Here is a 16,106-nt window from a genome sequence, read left to right on the forward strand (position 1 = left end):
CGCGCGGGGGCGGATCGCTTCCAAGGCCTCGCATCCGCTCGACCGGGCCCCGGGAACGCGGCGCATGCCGGGGCGAACCGTTAAAATTCGATCCGCGTCGTTGCCTGATTCTTCAGGATGATCCCGCTCAGTCGGGTACCGGGGCGAAGTCTTAAGATACGATTCACGCGCCGCACGGCTTCTGGTCTCATGCCGCAACGGGACCCGTAGAGGTGCGCGATGAGTACCTTCGAAGTGACACCCCCGACGCCGACGCGCCTGAGCGCACCGCCCGTCGTCCAGCCTGCCAGACTCATCGAGGCGGCGGCTCCGGTGGCGCTCGATCCGGCCGTTCGCGTCGACATCGGCAGAAGCGATCGCAGCGGCGCTGCGGTCTCCGATGACGGACGGTCGCGCGGCGACGCCGCGTCGGATCGGACCAACGACGAGCGGCGCATCACCATCGACCGGGATACGAAGAGCGTCGTGTATCAGGTGCTCGATCCCGGCACCGGTGCGGTGCTGGTCCAGCTTCCGGACGTGTCGGTGCTGCGGTCGCGCGCCTACGCCGAGGCTCAGGCGGAGCGCAGGACGGCCGACAAGCCCGTCGATCGCGAGGCGTGAGCGGCGCCTCCGCCGGTCGTGACGCCGAGCGGAACGAAAGGGCCGGGGCTGTGCGCCTCGGCCCTTTTTTGCGTCGCCATGCCTGTCGAGACCGGGTCGCCGAAGCCGAGGCGACGGGACGCGCCGCGTCCCGTGCCCGGTCGCGTCCGCCGATCCGGCGCGGCCTACGAGGAGCGCAGGCCGGCGGCGATCTGCTGGTTGATGTTGATCAGCGCCGAGAGCTTGTCGGCGCCCGGCTCGATCAGCGTGTCGATGATCCGCCGGAACACGAAGACCGAGAGCTGGCCGATGTTGTTCTTGATCGCGATCGGAAGCGGGCTCTCGGGCGCCGTCGCGGCGCCTGCCAGGAGCGTCCAGACCTTCTGATTGAAGTTCAGCGCCTTGTTCAGGTTGGCGGACTGGTTGGTCCAGTCGTCCTTGACCATCTGAAGCTGCTGGGCCGCCTTGATCAGCACGGCGGCTTCCGCCTCGCGCGGGCTGAGGACGCTGTTCGCGGTTCTCGTGTAGGCGTTGGCGGCGAAACTCATCGGTCTGACGCTCCACCCGCAGGCCGGCGGGCACGGGGTGGGGTTATGGCAGCGCGCGCCTTAACATAGGGTAAGCGCCGCGGACGAGAATTGCATCGGCCGCCCGAGCGATTGTTCAAGCACCGCGTCGGCCGGACGGCGCCGCAGCGGAACGATCGACTGTATTCGATCGTTCCTATCATGATCCCGCCTAAGGATCACGCAGCCCGCTTCTTGCCCTTCTTCTCGCGCCCCTGTCCCGGCGCGCTCTTGCCGGCGCGGGAGCGGTCGAGGACGAACTTCGCGTAGTCGTCCATGTCGCCGGGAAACGGCTTCACGGTGTTGTCAGCCGCGAGCCAGAGGCGGTCGGCCACGAGCTCCATCAGCGAGCGGTCGTGGGTGATGAGGATGACGGCGCCCTCGTAGTCGTTCAGCGCGTCGAGCAGCGCCCGGCGACTGTCGATGTCGAGGTGGTTGGTCGGCTCGTCGAGGATCAGCAGGTGTGGCGCCCGCATCGCCACGAGGTTCAGCAGCAGCCGCGCCCGCTCGCCGCCCGACAGCGCATCGACCGTGGTCTCCTGCTTCTCGTAGGCGAGGCCGAAGCTCGCGAGCTTGCCTCGGCGGGCCGACTCGCCGTCCTCGGGCCGCTCGCGGCGGATGATGGCCAGCGGCGTATCCTTCGGGTCCATCGCCTCGATCTGGTGCTGGTGGAACCAGCCGACCTGCACCCGCCCTTCGCGCGTCATCCGCCCCGAGCGGATGTCGAGCGCGCCGGCCGCCATCTTCGCGAAGGTCGACTTGCCGGCGCCGTTGACGCCGAGCAGGCCGATGCGATCGTCGATGTCGAGCGTCAGGTTCAGGCCGCGCAGGATTGCGGGATCGTCGCCGTAGCCGACCTCGACGTCGGTGAGGTGCATCAGCGGCGGCGCCAGCGGGCGCTTCGGCGACGGCAGATGGAACGGCGCGACGTGCTCCTCGATCGTGGTGGCGATCGGCTCGAGCTTGGCCAGGCGCTTGACCCGCGACTGCGCCTGCGCGGCCTTCGAGGCCTTGGCCTTGAAGCGGTCGATGAAGCTCTGCAGGTGGGCGCGCTCGGCGTCCTGCTTGGCCTTGGCCGAGAGCTGGAGCCTCGCCTTCTCGGCGCGGCGCCGCTCGAAGTCGTCGTAGCCGCCGGTGTAGAGCTCGAGCTGCCCGTTGGCGACGTGCAGGATCGCGTCGACGGAGTTGTTCAGCAGCTCGCGGTCGTGGCTGATGATCAGCGCCGAGTGCGGGTAGCGCTTGAGCCGCGCCTCGAGCCAGAGTGCGCCTTCGAGGTCGAGATAGTTCGTCGGCTCGTCGAGCAGCAGCATCTCGGGGGCGGCGAACAGGGCGGCGGCGAGCGCCACCCGCATCCGCCAGCCGCCGGAGAACTCCGACATCGGCCGCTCGAGGTCGGCCACCGAGAAGCCGAGGCCGGCCAGGATCTCGCCGGCGCGGGCGGGCGCCCGGTCGGCGTCGATCTCGATCAGCCGGCCGTAGATCTCGCCCATGCGCTCGGGCTCGGCGGTCTCCAGCTCGGCATAGAGGCCGTCGCGCTCGACGTCGGCCGCGAGGATCGTGTCGATCAGGCTGACCGGCGTCGCCGGGTGCTCCTGGTCGACCGAGCCGATGCGCGCCGTCTTCGGCAGGAACACCGTTCCGGAATCCGGCTGGAACGCACCGAGGATGATCTTGAAGAGCGTCGACTTGCCGACGCCGTTGCGGCCGACGATGCCGACCTTGGCCCCCGGCGGGATCGCCACGCTGGCCTTCGTGAAGAAGCGCCGCCCCCACATGTTGAAGGTGAGGTCTTCGATCTGCAGCATGATGGGGGGTCACGGGCCGGGAGCGGGGGCGCTCCCCCACTCCCTACCGCACTGCAGCACGATGCGCGAGGGCGCCGAGGCCTACCGGGTCGCCGCGCTGGCGATCGCCTTGGTCAGCGGCGCGGCCGGCACGGTGCTCTCCCAGAACCGCCCGGTCTTGGCGCGCTCGAAGCCGGCCTCGTAAAGGTTGCGCATGTAGGTGGTGTCGAAGCCGTCCGGCGTCGTCAGCTTGGGGCCGTCCTCGGGAATGTAGGTGAGGTTGAAGCCGACGCCGTTCTCGCGGGCGAAGGCGTAGGTCGCGGCCAGCGTCTGGCGGCTGCGGGCGCGGCTCGCCGTGGTGAACGAGCGCCCGACGATCGCCAGGGTGTTGTTCTGCGCCACGTCGAACTCGGGCTCGAGGCGGCCGTTGATGATCACGTAGATCCGGCCCTTCTGACCGGTCGCGAGGCGCTTGTCGCGCAGCAGCAGTGCCTGCGGCAGGGTGAAGACCGGCGTCACCACCGAGCCGTCGACGTGCAGCTCCTGGAAGGCGCGCCCCTCGGCCTGCACGTCGATCAGCTGGGGCGGGAACACCGCCGGGATGCTGGCCGAGGCGGTGAGCACGTCGCGGAACAGGTCGAGCGCGTTGGGCGCGCCGCTCGCGGCGATGGCGCCCATGTTCCAGATCGTGGCGCGCTGGCTGTCGAGGTTCGTCGTCACCACCAGCAGGCGTCGGCCCTTGGCGTGCTCGGCGGCGATGGCGGCGAGCAGGTCGGCGTTGACGTAGCGCCCGACGAGGTTGCGCAGGCGGCCGTCGCCGAACAGGCCGGAGCCGAACAGCACGTTCACGACGCTCGGGCTCTGCACCAGGGTGCTGGCGATGCCGCTGGTGTAGATGTCGGTGAGGTAGGAATCGTAGGACGAGCCAAGGAAGGCGAACGGCGCGATCAGCGACCCGGTGCTGACGCCGGAGACGAGCGAGAATTCCGGCCGCGTGCCCGAGGCCGACCAGCCGTTCAGCACGCCCGCGCCGTAGGCGCCGTCGCCGCCGCCGCCGGACAGGGCGAGGTAGCTGAAGCCCTGGCGCTTGTTCTGCGGCGTCGACGCCATCTCGGTGAAGGTCTCGACCGAGGCGTCCGAGAACACGCGGGCGCCGGGAATGCCCGGCACGCCCGCGACCGCCGCCTCGGCGGCGGTGTACGGGATCCTCGGCACCGAGGAGCAGGCGGCAAGCTGGGCCGCAACAGCGAGGGCGAGGCACCCGCGCAGCCAACCGTATCGACGCGACATCGTCAAAAAACCCCACGCCCGATCCGGGCCGTCACGGCATGCGAACGAGCTTGACCATACTAGCGTTCCGGCCGGGCGACCGCAACGCAGCCTTGCCGCCGGCGGTGATGCGGCCGGGTCACACCCGGCGCACGGGAACCCCGGTCGTCGCCGCCCAGACAATGGGCGGTGGACAGCCACGGCTCCGCTTCCGCCGGCCTTGCATCGGCGGAGAACGGTCCTGTAGGTTGCCCTCGTCGCCGGATGCCTCAGGGGGGGTATGGCGGCTATGACCAGCGGCGCGCACGACGGGCTTCGGACCGGCCTCGTCCCGACTTTCGGGACCAGCCGGTCAGCGGGGACAGGTCGCGCCCGATCCGCGCCTTGACTGCGGGGGACCGGGGCAGTCCGCGGGTCTAGATCGGGAGGGGCGAGACCATGGACACAATCTTGAGTTGGACGGACGAGCGCGTGACGCTGCTGCGCCAGCTGTGGGAAGACGGCCAGAGCGCGAGCAAGATCGCGGCGCAGCTCGGCGGCGTCACCCGCAACGCGGTGATCGGCAAGGTGCACCGGCTCGGCCTCTCGGGCCGCGTGATCAAGCCGGCCGAGGACGTCGCGGCCGCTCGGCGCAAGCCGGCGCAGGAAGTCGAGATCGAGACGGCGATCGCCGTGGTCGAGGCCGAGGCTCCCGAGCCGGTGGCGATCCTCGCGCACCGGCCCGCGCCGGACTTCCCGGTTCCGGCCGCCGCGCCCGAGCCGGTGGCGCTCGCCGCCTCGCAGCGCGTGACGATCATGGATCTGCGCGAATCGATGTGCCGCTGGCCCATCGGCGACCCGACCACGCCGGAATTCGGGTTCTGCGGCGCCCGCTCGATCACCGGGCTGCCCTATTGCACGCATCACGCCCAGATCGCCTACCAGCCGGCGGCCGAGCGCAAGCGCGACCGCCGCGTGGCCGGCTTCCGCTAAGGCTTTCAAGGGCCGAGCAGGTCGATCAGGTAGGGGATCAGCGGTTCGTCGGCCGGCGGCATCGCGAGCTCGCGCAGGTCGCGCGGGCGCACCCACTTGATCGCCTGGCCCTCGAGCGGGCGCGGCGTGCCGTTCCAGCGCCGGCAGACGTAGAGCGGCATCAGCAGGTGGAAGTCCGGATAGGCGTGGCTCGCGAAGGTGAGCGGCGCCAGGCACGGCTCCTCCACCCGGATGTCGATCTCCTCGGCCAGCTCGCGGATCAGCGTCGCCTCGGGGCGCTCGCCCGCCTCCACCTTGCCGCCGGGAAACTCCCACAGGCCGGCCAGCTGCTTGCCGGGTGGCCGCTCGCTGACGAGCACGCGGCCGTCGTGATCGACCAAGGCCACGGCGACCACGAGCAGCAGGCGCACCGGCGCCGTCATGGTTCCACCGCGAACGATGCCGTGGCTTCGGCCTGACTCGCGATCAGCCCGGCCTCAATCGGCACACGCTTGGCGTCAAACCGCGATCCTGCGGAAAAGCGAAAGGCCTGCGCCGCATCCGGCAGCTGCCCATGGCCGACGGTGAGCTGGCAGAGGCCGCCGATCTTGGCGCCTGCCGCTTCCACCAACGCCTGGGCCTGGGACCGCGCGTCGCGCGTCGCCTCCACCCGAAGGCGGTTCTCGACGGCCAGGGGATCCTTCAGCCCGAAGGTGATCGCATCGATCCTGTTCGCTCCCGTATCGAGAGCCTGTCGCAGCAGGTCGCCGAGGCGGACCAGATCGGCAAGCTGCACGCTGACGCGGTTCGTCGCACGGTAGCCGTCCGGCTGCTCCTGCCGCGTACCGTCCGGTTGCGTCACGGTCCGCGTCGCCGGTTCCAGCACGACGGCCGCGGTGCCGACGTCGCCCGTCGGCACGCCGAGTCGCCCGGCCAGCGCCACGACGCCGCCGACCGCCTGTGACGACGCATCGAGTGCCGCCGCGGCGTTGGGCGCCTTGGCCTCGACGCCGATGACGACGGTCGCGAAGTCGGGTGCCTGAGTGGCCTGCGCGCGCCCGGTCACGGTGATCCGGCGCGCGCAGGCATCGTCGGCGCGAGCCGGCGACCCCAGGAGGCAGAAGCCGGAAGTCAGGGCGATCGCGAGGCGCCTCACGAGCGGTAATCCCCGTTGATCTCGATGTAGCCCTTGGTCAGGTCGCAGGTCCAGACCCGCGCCTTGCCCGTTCCGAGCCCGAGATCGACGCGGACGGTGACGTCGGATTCGCGCATCACGGCGCTCGCGGCATCCTCGCTGTAATCCGGGTCGCGGGCGCCGGCCACCGCCACGCGCACGTCGCCGAACCAGATCGCGAGGCGGTCGCGGTCGGCGGGCTCGCCGGCCTTGCCGACGGCCATCACCACGCGGCCCCAATTGGCGTCCTCGCCCGCGACCGCCGTCTTCACCAGCGGCGAGTTGGCAATCGACATCGCGATGCGATGGGCGGAGGCGTCGCTCTCGGCACCGCCGACCTCGACGGTGACGAACTTGCGGGCGCCCTCGCCGTCCTTGGCGACGAGCTGCGCCAGCTCGATCAGCAGGTCGTCCAGCGCCGCGCGGAAGCCCGCGAGCCGCGGGTCGGCGGCGTCCGCGACCGGCGCGGTCGCGGCCTTGCCGGTGGCGAACAGCATCAGCGTGTCGGAGGTCGAGGTGTCGCCGTCGACCGTGACGCAGTTGAAGCTCTTGCCCGTGCCCTCCGCCAGCATCGCCTGCAGCACCGGCTGCGGCAGCGCCGCGTCGGTGAAGACGAAGGCCAGCATCGTCGCCATGTCCGGCGCGATCATCCCGGCGCCCTTGGCGATGCCGTTGATCGTGACCGCGACCCCGTCGATCTCGGCGGTCCGCGTCGCGCATTTCGGGAAGGTGTCGGTTGTCATGATCGCGCGGGCGGCGGCCTCCCAGGCCTCGGCGCCCGGCACCGTGCGCCCGGCGCAATCGGCGAGCACGCCCTCGAACTTGGTAGCGTCCAGCGGCTCGCCGATGACGCCGGTGGAGGCGATGAACACCTCGGTCTCGGCGCAGCCGGCCGCAGCGGCCGCGATCCGTGCCGTGAGCGCGACCGCATCCCGGCCGCGCGATCCCGTGAACGCATTGGCGTTTCCGGAGTTCACGACCAGCACGCGCGCCGCGCCACCGGCGAGCGCCTCGCGGCACCAGTCGACCGGCGCCGACGGGCAGCGCGACCGGGTGAACACGCCGGCGGCGGCGGTGCCGGCGTCGAGGCCGACATAGAGCACGTCGGTGCGGCCGGAATAGCGGATCCCGGCCTGCGCGGTGGCGAGGGCGACGCCGCGGATCGGGGGCAGCGCCGGCGTCGAGGCCGGCGCGAGGGGGGAGACGGGGGGCGATTTTGCGGACGACATTGAAACCATCTCCGTGCGCTCGCGGCGTCGCCCGCGACGCGGCCCTGTTGCCCCGCCGGCCCGGCCTCGGTCAACCGCCTGCCCGATCCCGGCGCATGCCTGCTTCCTGGGCGGGTGCGCTCAGAAATACGGCGCAAACGCGGCGTGGGGCTTGCGCGACCGCTGCTTCCCGGCCTAGCATGCTGCGATGCAACGCGAACGCCGAGTCGAACGCGGAATGCCGCAACCCACCAGCGGAACAACGCTCGTGAGCCCGACCCAGCCCGCAGGGGGCTGCTACGGGATCCAGGTTCTCGTCGCCGGCCGGCAGAAGCGCTGGCGTGACGAGGTCTCCAATCAGGTCCGCCGCGCGGGCTTCCAGGCGACGGCCTGCGACAGCGGCGTCGACGCCCTCACCGTCCTCGTCCTCGGCCTTCCGGTCGACGTGCTGGTCGCCGATGTCGGGCTCGAAGGCGCGCTCTGCTGCTCGCGGCTCGCTGTCGAGGCCCGCGCCCTGCGCCCGGGCCTGCGCATCGTCCTGGCCAGCGATCTCTACGAGGAGATGTCGGGCGATGCCTCGCACCTCCTCCCCGACGCTATCCTGATCCCGCGCGACCTGCGCAACGGCTCCGTCGCGAGCACCGTGCGCGAAGCCCTGGCGAACCGGCCCGCCTGACGCGCCGTCACGGCCACAGCACGTAGGCGATCAGCGCGAGGTTGCTCCAGCCGTGGAGCGCGATGCACGGCCAGAGCCGGCCGGTGCGCCAGCGCAGCCAGCCCAGCATCAGCGCCAGCGGCGCCAGCGAGACCGGGCGGGCGAATCCCCAGGCCGAGACGTGCGCCATCGCGAACAGCAATGCCGTGACGAGGATCGTCGCGGCCGGCGGCAGGAAGCGCCGGGCGGCGGCGAAGCCTTCCCCGCGCATCAGCATCTCCTCGGCGGCGGGCGCCAGCACCACGACGTAGCCGAGCCACGCCGCCACGGCGGCCGGGCTCAGCATCGGCGACAGGCGCACGCCGTTGCCGAAGGCCGCGCCGAACGCCTCCGCGGTGCCGGTGACCCAGGCGATGTGCACGGCCGGCCACAGCAGCAGGATCAGCAGCAGCGTGCGCGGCCGCATCCCGTTCGGCCGCTCGCGATCGAGGGCGAGCCTTCTGCGCCACCCGGTGCCGTCGCGGCGCAGGGCGACCGCGACGACGAGGCCGGCGAGGAAGACCTGCCGCAGCACGTCGACGGCGAGCTCGCGGCGGGCGAGCTCGGTGGCGCCGAGATAGGGCCGCCGCGCCGCGTCGAGGAACGGATCGATCCCGGCGAGCAGGTCGGCGCCGACCCGGACCGCGGCCAGCGACATCAGGCTCGCCGCCGCGAGGTAGAGCAGGAGCATCCCGGCCAGCACGACCAGGTTCACGCCGAGGCGGCCGGCCGCGACCCATCGCCGGTCCGGTTCGGACGGTGCGGCGGCTTCGATGGGCGGGACACCATGATCGGGCTTCAAAACCGCGGCGATCCCCACTATGTTCTTCTCACCGGTCGAAAGGCCGGAACGGCGACGAACGGTCTTCGCGACGCGCCGGTCACTTCGAACCTATCGGATCCGTTCCGTTCGCCGTAGCCCCCCGCCCTCGGACACGATGGCGCTGCCGGGCGGGACGGCCGGACGGGTCCGCCGGCGCGGTGGTCGGCAGCCTGACGCGGTTCCGCGCGTCGGCCGCTTGATACCCGGCCTCCGGCGACGGAAGCCGCCTTCCTTCCTCATCCGATTTGGTGCGCGTCCCGCGCGACAGGTCGTCGGGCAGACCGCACAGAGCGACCGCAGATGGCAGACGACCTGATCCGCTACGATCTCCTGGTTCAGGACGCCCTCCGCGGCGTCGTGCGCAAGGTGCTCACCGACGCCGCCCGCGAGGGCTTGGCGGGGGAGCACCACTTCTACGTCTCCTTCCGCACCGAAGCCCCGGGCGTGCGGATGTCCCAGGCCCTGCGCGAGAAGTACCCGCAGGACATGACGATCGTCCTGCAGCACCAGTTCTGGGACCTCGGCGTGACCGAGCACAGCTTCGAGGTCGGGCTGTCCTTCTCCGGCGTTCCCGAGCGGCTGCTGGTGCCGTTCGATGCGCTGTCGGGGTTCTTCGATCCGTCCGTGCAGTTCGGCCTGAAGTTCGACCTCAACGAGACGGCGGAGGCCTCCGGCGAGGAGCCCGCCCCGAGCAACGCGAAGGCCGGCCCGCGCGGCGCGGCCTCCGAGCCGACCGAGATGAAGCCCAAATCGGTCACGCCCGGCACCGGCCTGGCGGCGATCGGCAGCACCGCACCGAAGACCATCCCCGCTCTCCCCGCCGCGCAGAACGGCGGTAAGGCGGACGAGAAGGAGGCGCGCGTCGCGGTCAAGGCTGCGAAGAAGGACGCCGACGGCAACGAGGCCAGCGCCGAGGTCGTCAGCCTCGACGCGTTCCGAAAGAAGAGCTGAGGCTCGACGCTTCGGGAGTCAGCCCTCTTCCGGAGGCGTCCGCGCGATCGGGCCTCGGACGGGGTGTCTGGAAAATCACGCGGCCTCCGGCGGGCGCCTTCGAGGCTTCCGCGTCCCCAAGGCCTCTCGGAACGCGGACCCGAACGGCCGGCCCCACGACCACAAAAAAAGGCCGGGGCCTGCTCGGCCCCGGCCTTTCCTCAGAGCGGCGACCTCGATCCTTCGACCGACGTCCCGTTTTGTTGGTCGGAGTAGCAGGACTTGAACCTGCGACCCCCTGTCCCCCAGACAGGTGCGCTACCGGGCTGCGCTATACTCCGTCACGTCCGCTCTCGCGTCGGCATGCCGTTGGGCCGCCGACACCCCGAAGGGTCCGCGGGTCTTAGCTTTCCGCTCCGGGGCACGCAAGCCCCGTTCCGGCGCTTCGCCGAAACAGGGTGGGGTGTCGCACCGATCCCGACGCCCCTTGCGCGAGGCGGGCCGGATCGGACACGAGACCGCGTGCGGTCTGGCGCAGCGAGGCGGGCGGTGGCGGTCTATTTCACGAGCGATACGCATTTCGGCGACCCGCGCATCCTGCGGCTCGACCGCCGGCCGTTTCCCGACCTCGCCGCGCACGATGCCGAGCTGATCGCGACGTGGAATCGCGTCGTCGCGCCCGACGACACCGTCTGGCATCTCGGAGACTTCGCCCTCGGGCCGCCGCGGGAGCGGGTCCACGCGATCCTCGCCGGCCTGAACGGAGAGAAGCACCTGATCGTCGGCAACAACGACGGGCCCGATACGCTCGATGCGCCGGGTTGGACCTCGATCGCGCATTATGCCGAGATCGCGGTGGACGGCCGCGGCCTGGTGCTGTGCCACTACGCCTTCCGCACCTGGAACGGCATCGGCCGCGGCGTTCTCAATCTGCACGGCCATTCGCACGGGCAGCTCCGTACCGCGCCCAAGCAGTACGACGTCGGCGTCGACGCGCAGGGCTTCGCGCCGGTCGACCTCGCCGCAATCCTGGTTTCGCGCCGCGGCCGCAGCGCAGCAAAAGCGGAACCATCGGCCTAGCTCCGCCGTTGAGCGCACGTGACCGGGGGTTGAACGACACCGGTCGAATACTTTGCCTCTTCCAGCGTACCGCTTGCGTGATTGTCTTCACGGTGGCCCATGACCCGAACCAAGACCACGATACTGGCCGCGTTCGGCCTCGTTCTCTGCCTCGGCCCGGCATTCGCCGCGCCCTCCTGCTTCGAAGGCCGCGCCAAGGTCGATGAGGCGTCCGCCCTCCGCTACCAGGCCCGTCAGGAAGCCCGCCTCGGCAACCACGATCGGGTCTGCGACACCCTCGACGAGATCGGGGACCGCTACAACGAGGCCCGCGACGCCTTCGAGGATTGCGGTGCCGGCGTCGTCGCGATCGATCTTCGCACCGAGCTGCGAAACCTTCGCATCGCCAAGCAAGTGAACCGCTGCAACTGACCGGGTGCGCGTTCGCACCGCAAAGCTTCTCCGTTCCGAGCATCGTCCCATCGAACGCGACGCAGCACGTCGCCGACAAGGCCAGCCGTCATGACCACCGAAACCCAGACCTTCACCGCCGCCACCGGCCCGTCCTTCGCCGCCGCCCTGTGCGGCTTCCTCAGCACCACGGCGGCCACGACGATCCTGATGTTCCTGCTGAGCAGCGTTTGAGCCGAGGCTCGCTAGCGAATGCGCACCGTCGGCCATCGCCGTTGGGTCAGGGCGCGACCGACCAGAACCGGCGCTTGTTGAACAGCATGTCCTGCGTCCCGATGGTCGGCCCCACCGCGGGCGGCGGCGGGCAGATCGGCTCCGGCCGCTGAGGGGCCGCCATCAGCGTGATCGGCGCGGCCGGAAACAGGCCGAGCCGCTGCTGGATCTCCGGGTTCCGCGCCGCCGCGATCGCCGCGATGCCGACGATCAGCGCCCCGGCCACGGCTCCCAGAACGAAGTTCATCATCCCATCAGCTTTCAGCGGTCAGGCCGGCCTGCCGCCCACGGCTCGCGTGTGATCGTGCAAGCCGGCGGCATTGCGGCGGACGACCCCAGCCCTCGATAGCGGCGAACGGTTTATGAGCCCCTGGTATCGGGGCGGGATGCCGGCAGCGACCGTCGGGCCTCTTCCGTCCGGCCCAGGGCCGCGCCATATTTGGCACATGGCAATTCCCAAGAAGCCCCGGCACGTCTCAGCAACCGGGAAGGCCGACCGGCCGGACGTGCAGCCGCTCGATCCGTTCCTGGCGCAGCTGCTGAGCCCCGCCCTCGCCCGCACGCCGCAGGTCAAATCCAAGCGGCCGGCCGAGCTGCCGCGGCCGGGCCAGCGCAAGCCGGCGAAGGCCAAGGCGAAACCGCCGGCCAAAGGCGCGACGACCGAGCCCGCCGGCTTCGGCGAGGCGCCGCAGCGCGGCTTCACCATCGCACCGGGCGCCGAGGTCGACCCGGCGCTGGCCCAGGCCCTCGGGATGACCCCACCCGAGGACGGCCCCGCCCCCGAGGGCGAGCCGGACCAGGCCCCGCTCGCCGCCGACGGCGTCTCCGCCACGGTCGACGCCCTGCAGCGCCTGCTCGAGGAGGGAAACCCGCTGTTCCGCGACGGGCAGACCTGGGTGCCGCACCGGCCGGACCGCCCGGCGAAGTCCGAGGGCGGCAAGCCGTTCCGCCTCGAATCCGAGTTCACGCCGGCCGGCGACCAGCCCACCGCCATCGCCGAGCTGGTCAAGGGCGTGAACGCGGCCGAGCGCGACCAGGTGCTGCTCGGCGTCACCGGCTCGGGCAAGACCTTCACGATGGCCAAGATCATCGAGGAGACGCAGCGCCCGGCCCTGATCCTGGCGCCGAACAAGACCCTGGCGGCGCAGCTCTATGGCGAGTTCAAGAGCTTCTTTCCCGACAACGCGGTCGAGTATTTCGTCTCGTATTACGACTACTACCAGCCCGAGGCCTACGTGCCGCGCTCGGACACCTTCATCGAGAAGGAATCCTCGATCAATGAGCAGATCGACCGGATGCGGCACTCGGCGACCCGCGCCCTGCTGGAGCGCGACGACGTCATCATCATCGCCTCGGTCTCGTGCATCTACGGCATCGGCTCGGTCGAGACCTACACCGCGATGTCGTTCACGGTGACGCTCGGCGAGAAGATCGAGCAGCGCCAGCTCGTCGCCGACCTGGTGGCGCTGCAGTACAAGCGCATCCAGGCGGACTTCGCCCGCGGCACCTTCCGGGTGCGCGGCGACGTGATCGAGCTGTGGCCGGCCCACTTGGAGGACCGCGGCTGGCGCATCGGCCTGTTCGGCGACGAGATCGAGAGCATCGTCGAGTTCGATCCGCTGAGCGGCAAGAAGATCAACGAGCTGAAGTTCGTGAAGGTCTACGCCAACTCGCACTACGTCACGCCGCGGCCGACGCTGCAGCAGGCGATCAAGGGGATCAAGCACGAGCTCAACGGCCGCGTCGAGGAGCTGACCCGGATGGGCCGGCTGATCGAGGCCCAGCGGATCGAGCAGCGCTGCACCTTCGACATCGAGATGATCGAGGCGACGGGCGCCTGCAACGGCATCGAGAACTATTCGCGCTACCTCACCGGCCGCAAGCCGGGCGAGCCGCCGCCGACGCTGTTCGAGTACCTGCCCGACAACGCGCTGGTCTTCACCGACGAAAGCCACGTCACGGTTCCGCAGATCGGCGGCATGTACCGGGGCGACTTCCGGCGGAAGGCGACGCTCGCGGAGTACGGCTTCCGCCTGCCCTCCTGCCTCGACAACCGCCCGCTGCGCTTCGAGGAATGGGACGCGATGCGGCCGCAGACGGTCAACGTCTCGGCCACCCCCGGCAAGTGGGAGATGGAGCAGACCGGCGGCGTCTTCGCCGAGCAGGTGATCCGCCCGACCGGCCTCGTCGACCCGGTGATCGAGATCCGCCCGGCCCGCTCCCAGGTCGACGACCTGCTCGGCGAGGTCCGCGAGGTGGCGCAGGCCGGCTACCGCACCCTGGTCACCACCCTGACCAAGCGCATGGCCGAGGACCTGACCGAGTACCTGCACGAGAACTCGGTGCGCGTGCGCTACATGCACTCCGACATCGACACCTTGGAGCGCATCGAAATCATCCGCGACCTGCGGCTCGGCGCCTTCGACGTGCTGATCGGCATCAACCTGCTGCGCGAGGGCCTCGACATCCCGGAATGCGCGCTGGTCGCGATCCTCGACGCCGACAAAGAGGGCTTCCTGCGCTCCGAGACCTCGCTGGTCCAGACCATCGGCCGCGCCGCCCGCAACGCCGACGCGCGCTGCATCCTCTACGCCGACCAGATCACCGGCTCGATGGAGCGGGCGATGGCGGAGACCGAGCGCCGGCGCCAGAAGCAGCTCGCCTACAATCTCGAGCACGGCATCACCCCGCAGAGCGTCAAGCGCGGGATTAGCGACATCCTCAGCAGCGTGTTCGAGCGCGATCACGTCCAGGTCGATACCGGGATGGCGGAGATCACCGTCGGCCACAACCTCAAGGCGGTGATGTCCGATCTCGAGAAGCGGATGCGGACCGCCGCCGCCGATCTCGACTTCGAGGAGGCCGCGCGCCTGCGCGACGAGCTGAAGCGGCTCCAGGCGACCGAGCTGATGATCTCCGACGACCCGATGGCGCGCCAGGCCGACGTCGAGCGCGATGCCGGCAAGTACGGCCGCAAGACCCCACGCGGCTCGGGCACGCGGATCTCGAAGCCGACCCTCGACAACATGGGACCGGGCACCGACCGCGAGTTGCCGGCGAGCGCCGTCGCCTGGGTGGAGCGGCCGAAGCCACGCTCGACGCAAGGGCTCGGCGGCCAGAAGCCGAAATACAAGGGCGGCGGCGGCCGGCGCTGAGATCGGCCTCCTGCGTCGGACGGTTGCTGCGAGCGGGATCACGTCCCGCGCAGGGCGGCAGCGTCTGCTCGGCCGCCGCGGCTCGCTCCCCGTCATCCCATCTCGTCCCGAAGCTCCTGCGCGCAAGCGGTCGCCGCGCCGAATGCGGAAGGTCGGGCGCGCGCTGAACCCACGCGAAGAAAAGCAACTCTCGGTTGTAACTTCAAACCCTCGTTAAGCATTCCCGCTCAGATTGCATGAGCCATGCAATGGATCTCGTGCGTTGTGTTCTCGGCACGATGCAGCCTCCCGGCGTGGTTCCCTGTCGGAGTGCCCCCATGTCTCGTCGCCAGAACCGCGCCTCCGCGCGCACGTCCACCCCTGCGCCGCGTCGCGAAGCGGCCCGCTCGCGCAGCACGATCGCGATCCCGCTGCTCGGAGGCGTTCTGCTCCTCGGCACTCCGGGCCTGGCCGAGGCCCAGGTCCTGCGCGGGGCGCTCGATACGGTGACCACGGCCGTGAACAGCACCGCCGGAAGCCTGGCGACGGTCGATGCGACCCTCGGCGGCGGCAACCTCGCGACCGTCGGCGCAACGGTCGGCGGCGGATCGGTCGCGAATGTCGGTGCAACCGTCGGTGGCGGATCGGTCGCGGATGTCGGGGCCACCGTCGGCGGCGGTACCGTCGCCAACGTCGGAGCGACGGTCGGCGGCGGATCGGTCGCGACGGTCGGTGCCACCGTCGGCGGCGGCACGATCGCCAATGTCGGCGCCACGGTCGGCGGCGGCACGATCGCCGGGGTCGGCGCGACCGTCGGCGGCGGCACCGTCGCCAATGTCGGCGCCACGGTCGGCGGCGGCACGATCGGATCCGTCGGCGTGTCGGTCGGCGGCGGAACCGGGACCACCGCCGGCACCGGAACCGGAACCGGCACGACGGGCGGCACCGCCTGCAATCCCTGCACGGGCGGCGGAGCCGGACCCGGCGGCGGCGGCGGCAGCACGGTGTACGATCCGGCCCGCATCGCGGCGATCGAGCTGCGGCTGTCGAACGCCGAGAACCTGCCGATCCGCGGCAACAACGTCAGCCAGTTCCCGCTCCCGGTCGCCGGCGGCGCTGACGCGCTCGCGGCCGGCTACGGCGCCACGGCGGGCGGCGTGAGCGCGACGGCCCTCGGGACCGAGGCGAACGCGGCCGGCGACGGGTCCATCGCGATCGGCCGCAGCGCCTCGGCGACGCAGGCCAACA

The 16,106-nt window shown here is 70.8% G+C and carries 16 protein-coding genes, 1 tRNA gene and 1 pseudogene; 9 read left to right on the top strand and 9 right to left on the bottom strand.

The window, feature by feature from the left end; translation table 11 throughout:
• Positions 1 to 312: 312 nt before the first annotated feature.
• Positions 313 to 603, top strand: coding sequence for a hypothetical protein (locus MKK70_RS17725; RefSeq protein WP_147727250.1), 291 nt, complete (start codon positions 313 to 315; stop codon positions 601 to 603).
• A 164-nt stretch (positions 604 to 767) separates the two neighbouring features.
• Here MKK70_RS17725 and flaF read toward each other — a convergent pair whose 3' ends face one another.
• The 3 genes from flaF to MKK70_RS17740 form a co-directional block, all read right to left on the bottom strand.
• Entirely contained in the window at positions 768 to 1,130 is a 363-nt protein-coding gene (flaF, locus tag MKK70_RS17730) for a flagellar biosynthesis regulator FlaF (protein ID WP_147727251.1), read from the bottom strand.
• Between the two features lie 197 nt (positions 1,131 to 1,327).
• Entirely contained in the window at positions 1,328 to 2,953 is a 1,626-nt protein-coding gene (locus MKK70_RS17735; RefSeq protein ID WP_147859688.1) for an ABC-F family ATP-binding cassette domain-containing protein, read from the bottom strand.
• 81 nt (positions 2,954 to 3,034) lie between these two features.
• Positions 3,035 to 4,222 (bottom strand): patatin-like phospholipase family protein, encoded by a 1,188-nt coding sequence (locus MKK70_RS17740; protein WP_243933902.1) that lies wholly within the window; start codon positions 4,220 to 4,222, stop codon positions 3,035 to 3,037.
• Between the two features lie 417 nt (positions 4,223 to 4,639).
• On the opposite strand from MKK70_RS17740, the gene MKK70_RS17745 reads away from it, so the two are divergent.
• Complete coding sequence (locus MKK70_RS17745) at positions 4,640 to 5,173, top strand: GcrA family cell cycle regulator (protein ID WP_147842297.1); 534 nt, start codon at positions 4,640 to 4,642, stop codon at positions 5,171 to 5,173.
• Between the two features lie 5 nt (positions 5,174 to 5,178).
• On the opposite strand, the gene MKK70_RS17750 is transcribed toward MKK70_RS17745, so the two are convergent.
• The 3 genes from MKK70_RS17750 to argJ are packed head-to-tail and all read right to left on the bottom strand — an operon-like array spanning position 5,179 to position 7,555.
• On the bottom strand, positions 5,179 to 5,595 hold the full coding sequence (locus MKK70_RS17750; RefSeq protein ID WP_147727255.1) for a (deoxy)nucleoside triphosphate pyrophosphohydrolase: 417 nt from the start codon (positions 5,593 to 5,595) through the stop codon (positions 5,179 to 5,181).
• Positions 5,592 to 6,308, bottom strand: coding sequence for an SIMPL domain-containing protein (locus tag MKK70_RS17755; RefSeq protein ID WP_243949193.1), 717 nt, complete (start codon positions 6,306 to 6,308; stop codon positions 5,592 to 5,594). The genes MKK70_RS17750 and MKK70_RS17755 overlap by 4 nt, the downstream gene beginning before the upstream one ends.
• Positions 6,305 to 7,555: a bifunctional glutamate N-acetyltransferase/amino-acid acetyltransferase ArgJ gene (gene argJ, locus MKK70_RS17760; protein ID WP_147842296.1), complete on the bottom strand. Its 1,251-nt coding sequence runs from the start codon at positions 7,553 to 7,555 to the stop codon at positions 6,305 to 6,307. Before argJ ends, MKK70_RS17755 begins: the two co-directional genes overlap by 4 nt.
• A gap of 217 nt (positions 7,556 to 7,772) precedes the next feature.
• On the opposite strand from argJ, the gene MKK70_RS17765 reads away from it, so the two are divergent.
• The gene (locus MKK70_RS17765; RefSeq protein ID WP_147729923.1) at positions 7,773 to 8,210 is read left to right on the top strand and encodes a histidine kinase; all 438 of its coding nucleotides are present in this window, start codon (positions 7,773 to 7,775) and stop codon (positions 8,208 to 8,210) included.
• Positions 8,211 to 8,217: 7 nt separating this feature from the next.
• Here MKK70_RS17765 and MKK70_RS17770 read toward each other — a convergent pair whose 3' ends face one another.
• Positions 8,218 to 9,030, bottom strand: coding sequence for a CPBP family intramembrane glutamic endopeptidase (locus tag MKK70_RS17770; RefSeq protein ID WP_243949194.1), 813 nt, complete (start codon positions 9,028 to 9,030; stop codon positions 8,218 to 8,220).
• Positions 9,031 to 9,351: 321 nt separating this feature from the next.
• Between MKK70_RS17770 and MKK70_RS17775 the strand changes: the two genes are divergently transcribed.
• On the top strand, positions 9,352 to 10,002 hold the full coding sequence (locus tag MKK70_RS17775) for an SspB family protein (RefSeq protein ID WP_243949196.1): 651 nt from the start codon (positions 9,352 to 9,354) through the stop codon (positions 10,000 to 10,002).
• A gap of 243 nt (positions 10,003 to 10,245) precedes the next feature.
• Here MKK70_RS17775 and MKK70_RS17780 read toward each other — a convergent pair.
• Positions 10,246 to 10,322: transfer RNA gene (locus tag MKK70_RS17780), tRNA-Pro, on the bottom strand.
• 208 nt (positions 10,323 to 10,530) lie between these two features.
• On the opposite strand from MKK70_RS17780, the gene MKK70_RS17785 reads away from it, so the two are divergent.
• From MKK70_RS17785 to MKK70_RS30675, 3 genes are all read left to right on the top strand, one after another.
• Entirely contained in the window at positions 10,531 to 11,061 is a 531-nt protein-coding gene (locus MKK70_RS17785; protein WP_243949198.1) for a metallophosphoesterase, read from the top strand.
• 99 nt (positions 11,062 to 11,160) lie between these two features.
• On the top strand, positions 11,161 to 11,472 hold the full coding sequence (locus tag MKK70_RS17790) for a hypothetical protein (protein ID WP_243949199.1): 312 nt from the start codon (positions 11,161 to 11,163) through the stop codon (positions 11,470 to 11,472).
• Positions 11,473 to 11,562: 90 nt separating this feature from the next.
• On the top strand, positions 11,563 to 11,685 hold the full coding sequence (locus MKK70_RS30675) for a hypothetical protein (protein ID WP_279596406.1): 123 nt from the start codon (positions 11,563 to 11,565) through the stop codon (positions 11,683 to 11,685).
• A 46-nt stretch (positions 11,686 to 11,731) separates the two neighbouring features.
• On the opposite strand, the gene MKK70_RS17795 is transcribed toward MKK70_RS30675, so the two are convergent.
• Positions 11,732 to 11,974, bottom strand: coding sequence for a hypothetical protein (locus tag MKK70_RS17795; RefSeq protein WP_147729112.1), 243 nt, complete (start codon positions 11,972 to 11,974; stop codon positions 11,732 to 11,734).
• Between the two features lie 196 nt (positions 11,975 to 12,170).
• Between MKK70_RS17795 and uvrB the strand changes: the two genes are divergently transcribed.
• Both uvrB and MKK70_RS17805 read left to right on the top strand, forming a co-directional pair.
• Complete coding sequence (gene uvrB / locus MKK70_RS17800; protein ID WP_243949201.1) at positions 12,171 to 14,879, top strand: excinuclease ABC subunit UvrB; 2,709 nt, start codon at positions 12,171 to 12,173, stop codon at positions 14,877 to 14,879.
• Between the two features lie 317 nt (positions 14,880 to 15,196).
• Positions 15,197 to 16,106 (top strand): annotated as a pseudogene (locus tag MKK70_RS17805) (hypothetical protein); the annotation flags it as partial.

Source organism: Methylobacterium sp. E-041, from assembly GCF_022829665.1.
Classification (GTDB): Bacteria; Pseudomonadota; Alphaproteobacteria; order Rhizobiales; family Beijerinckiaceae; genus Methylobacterium.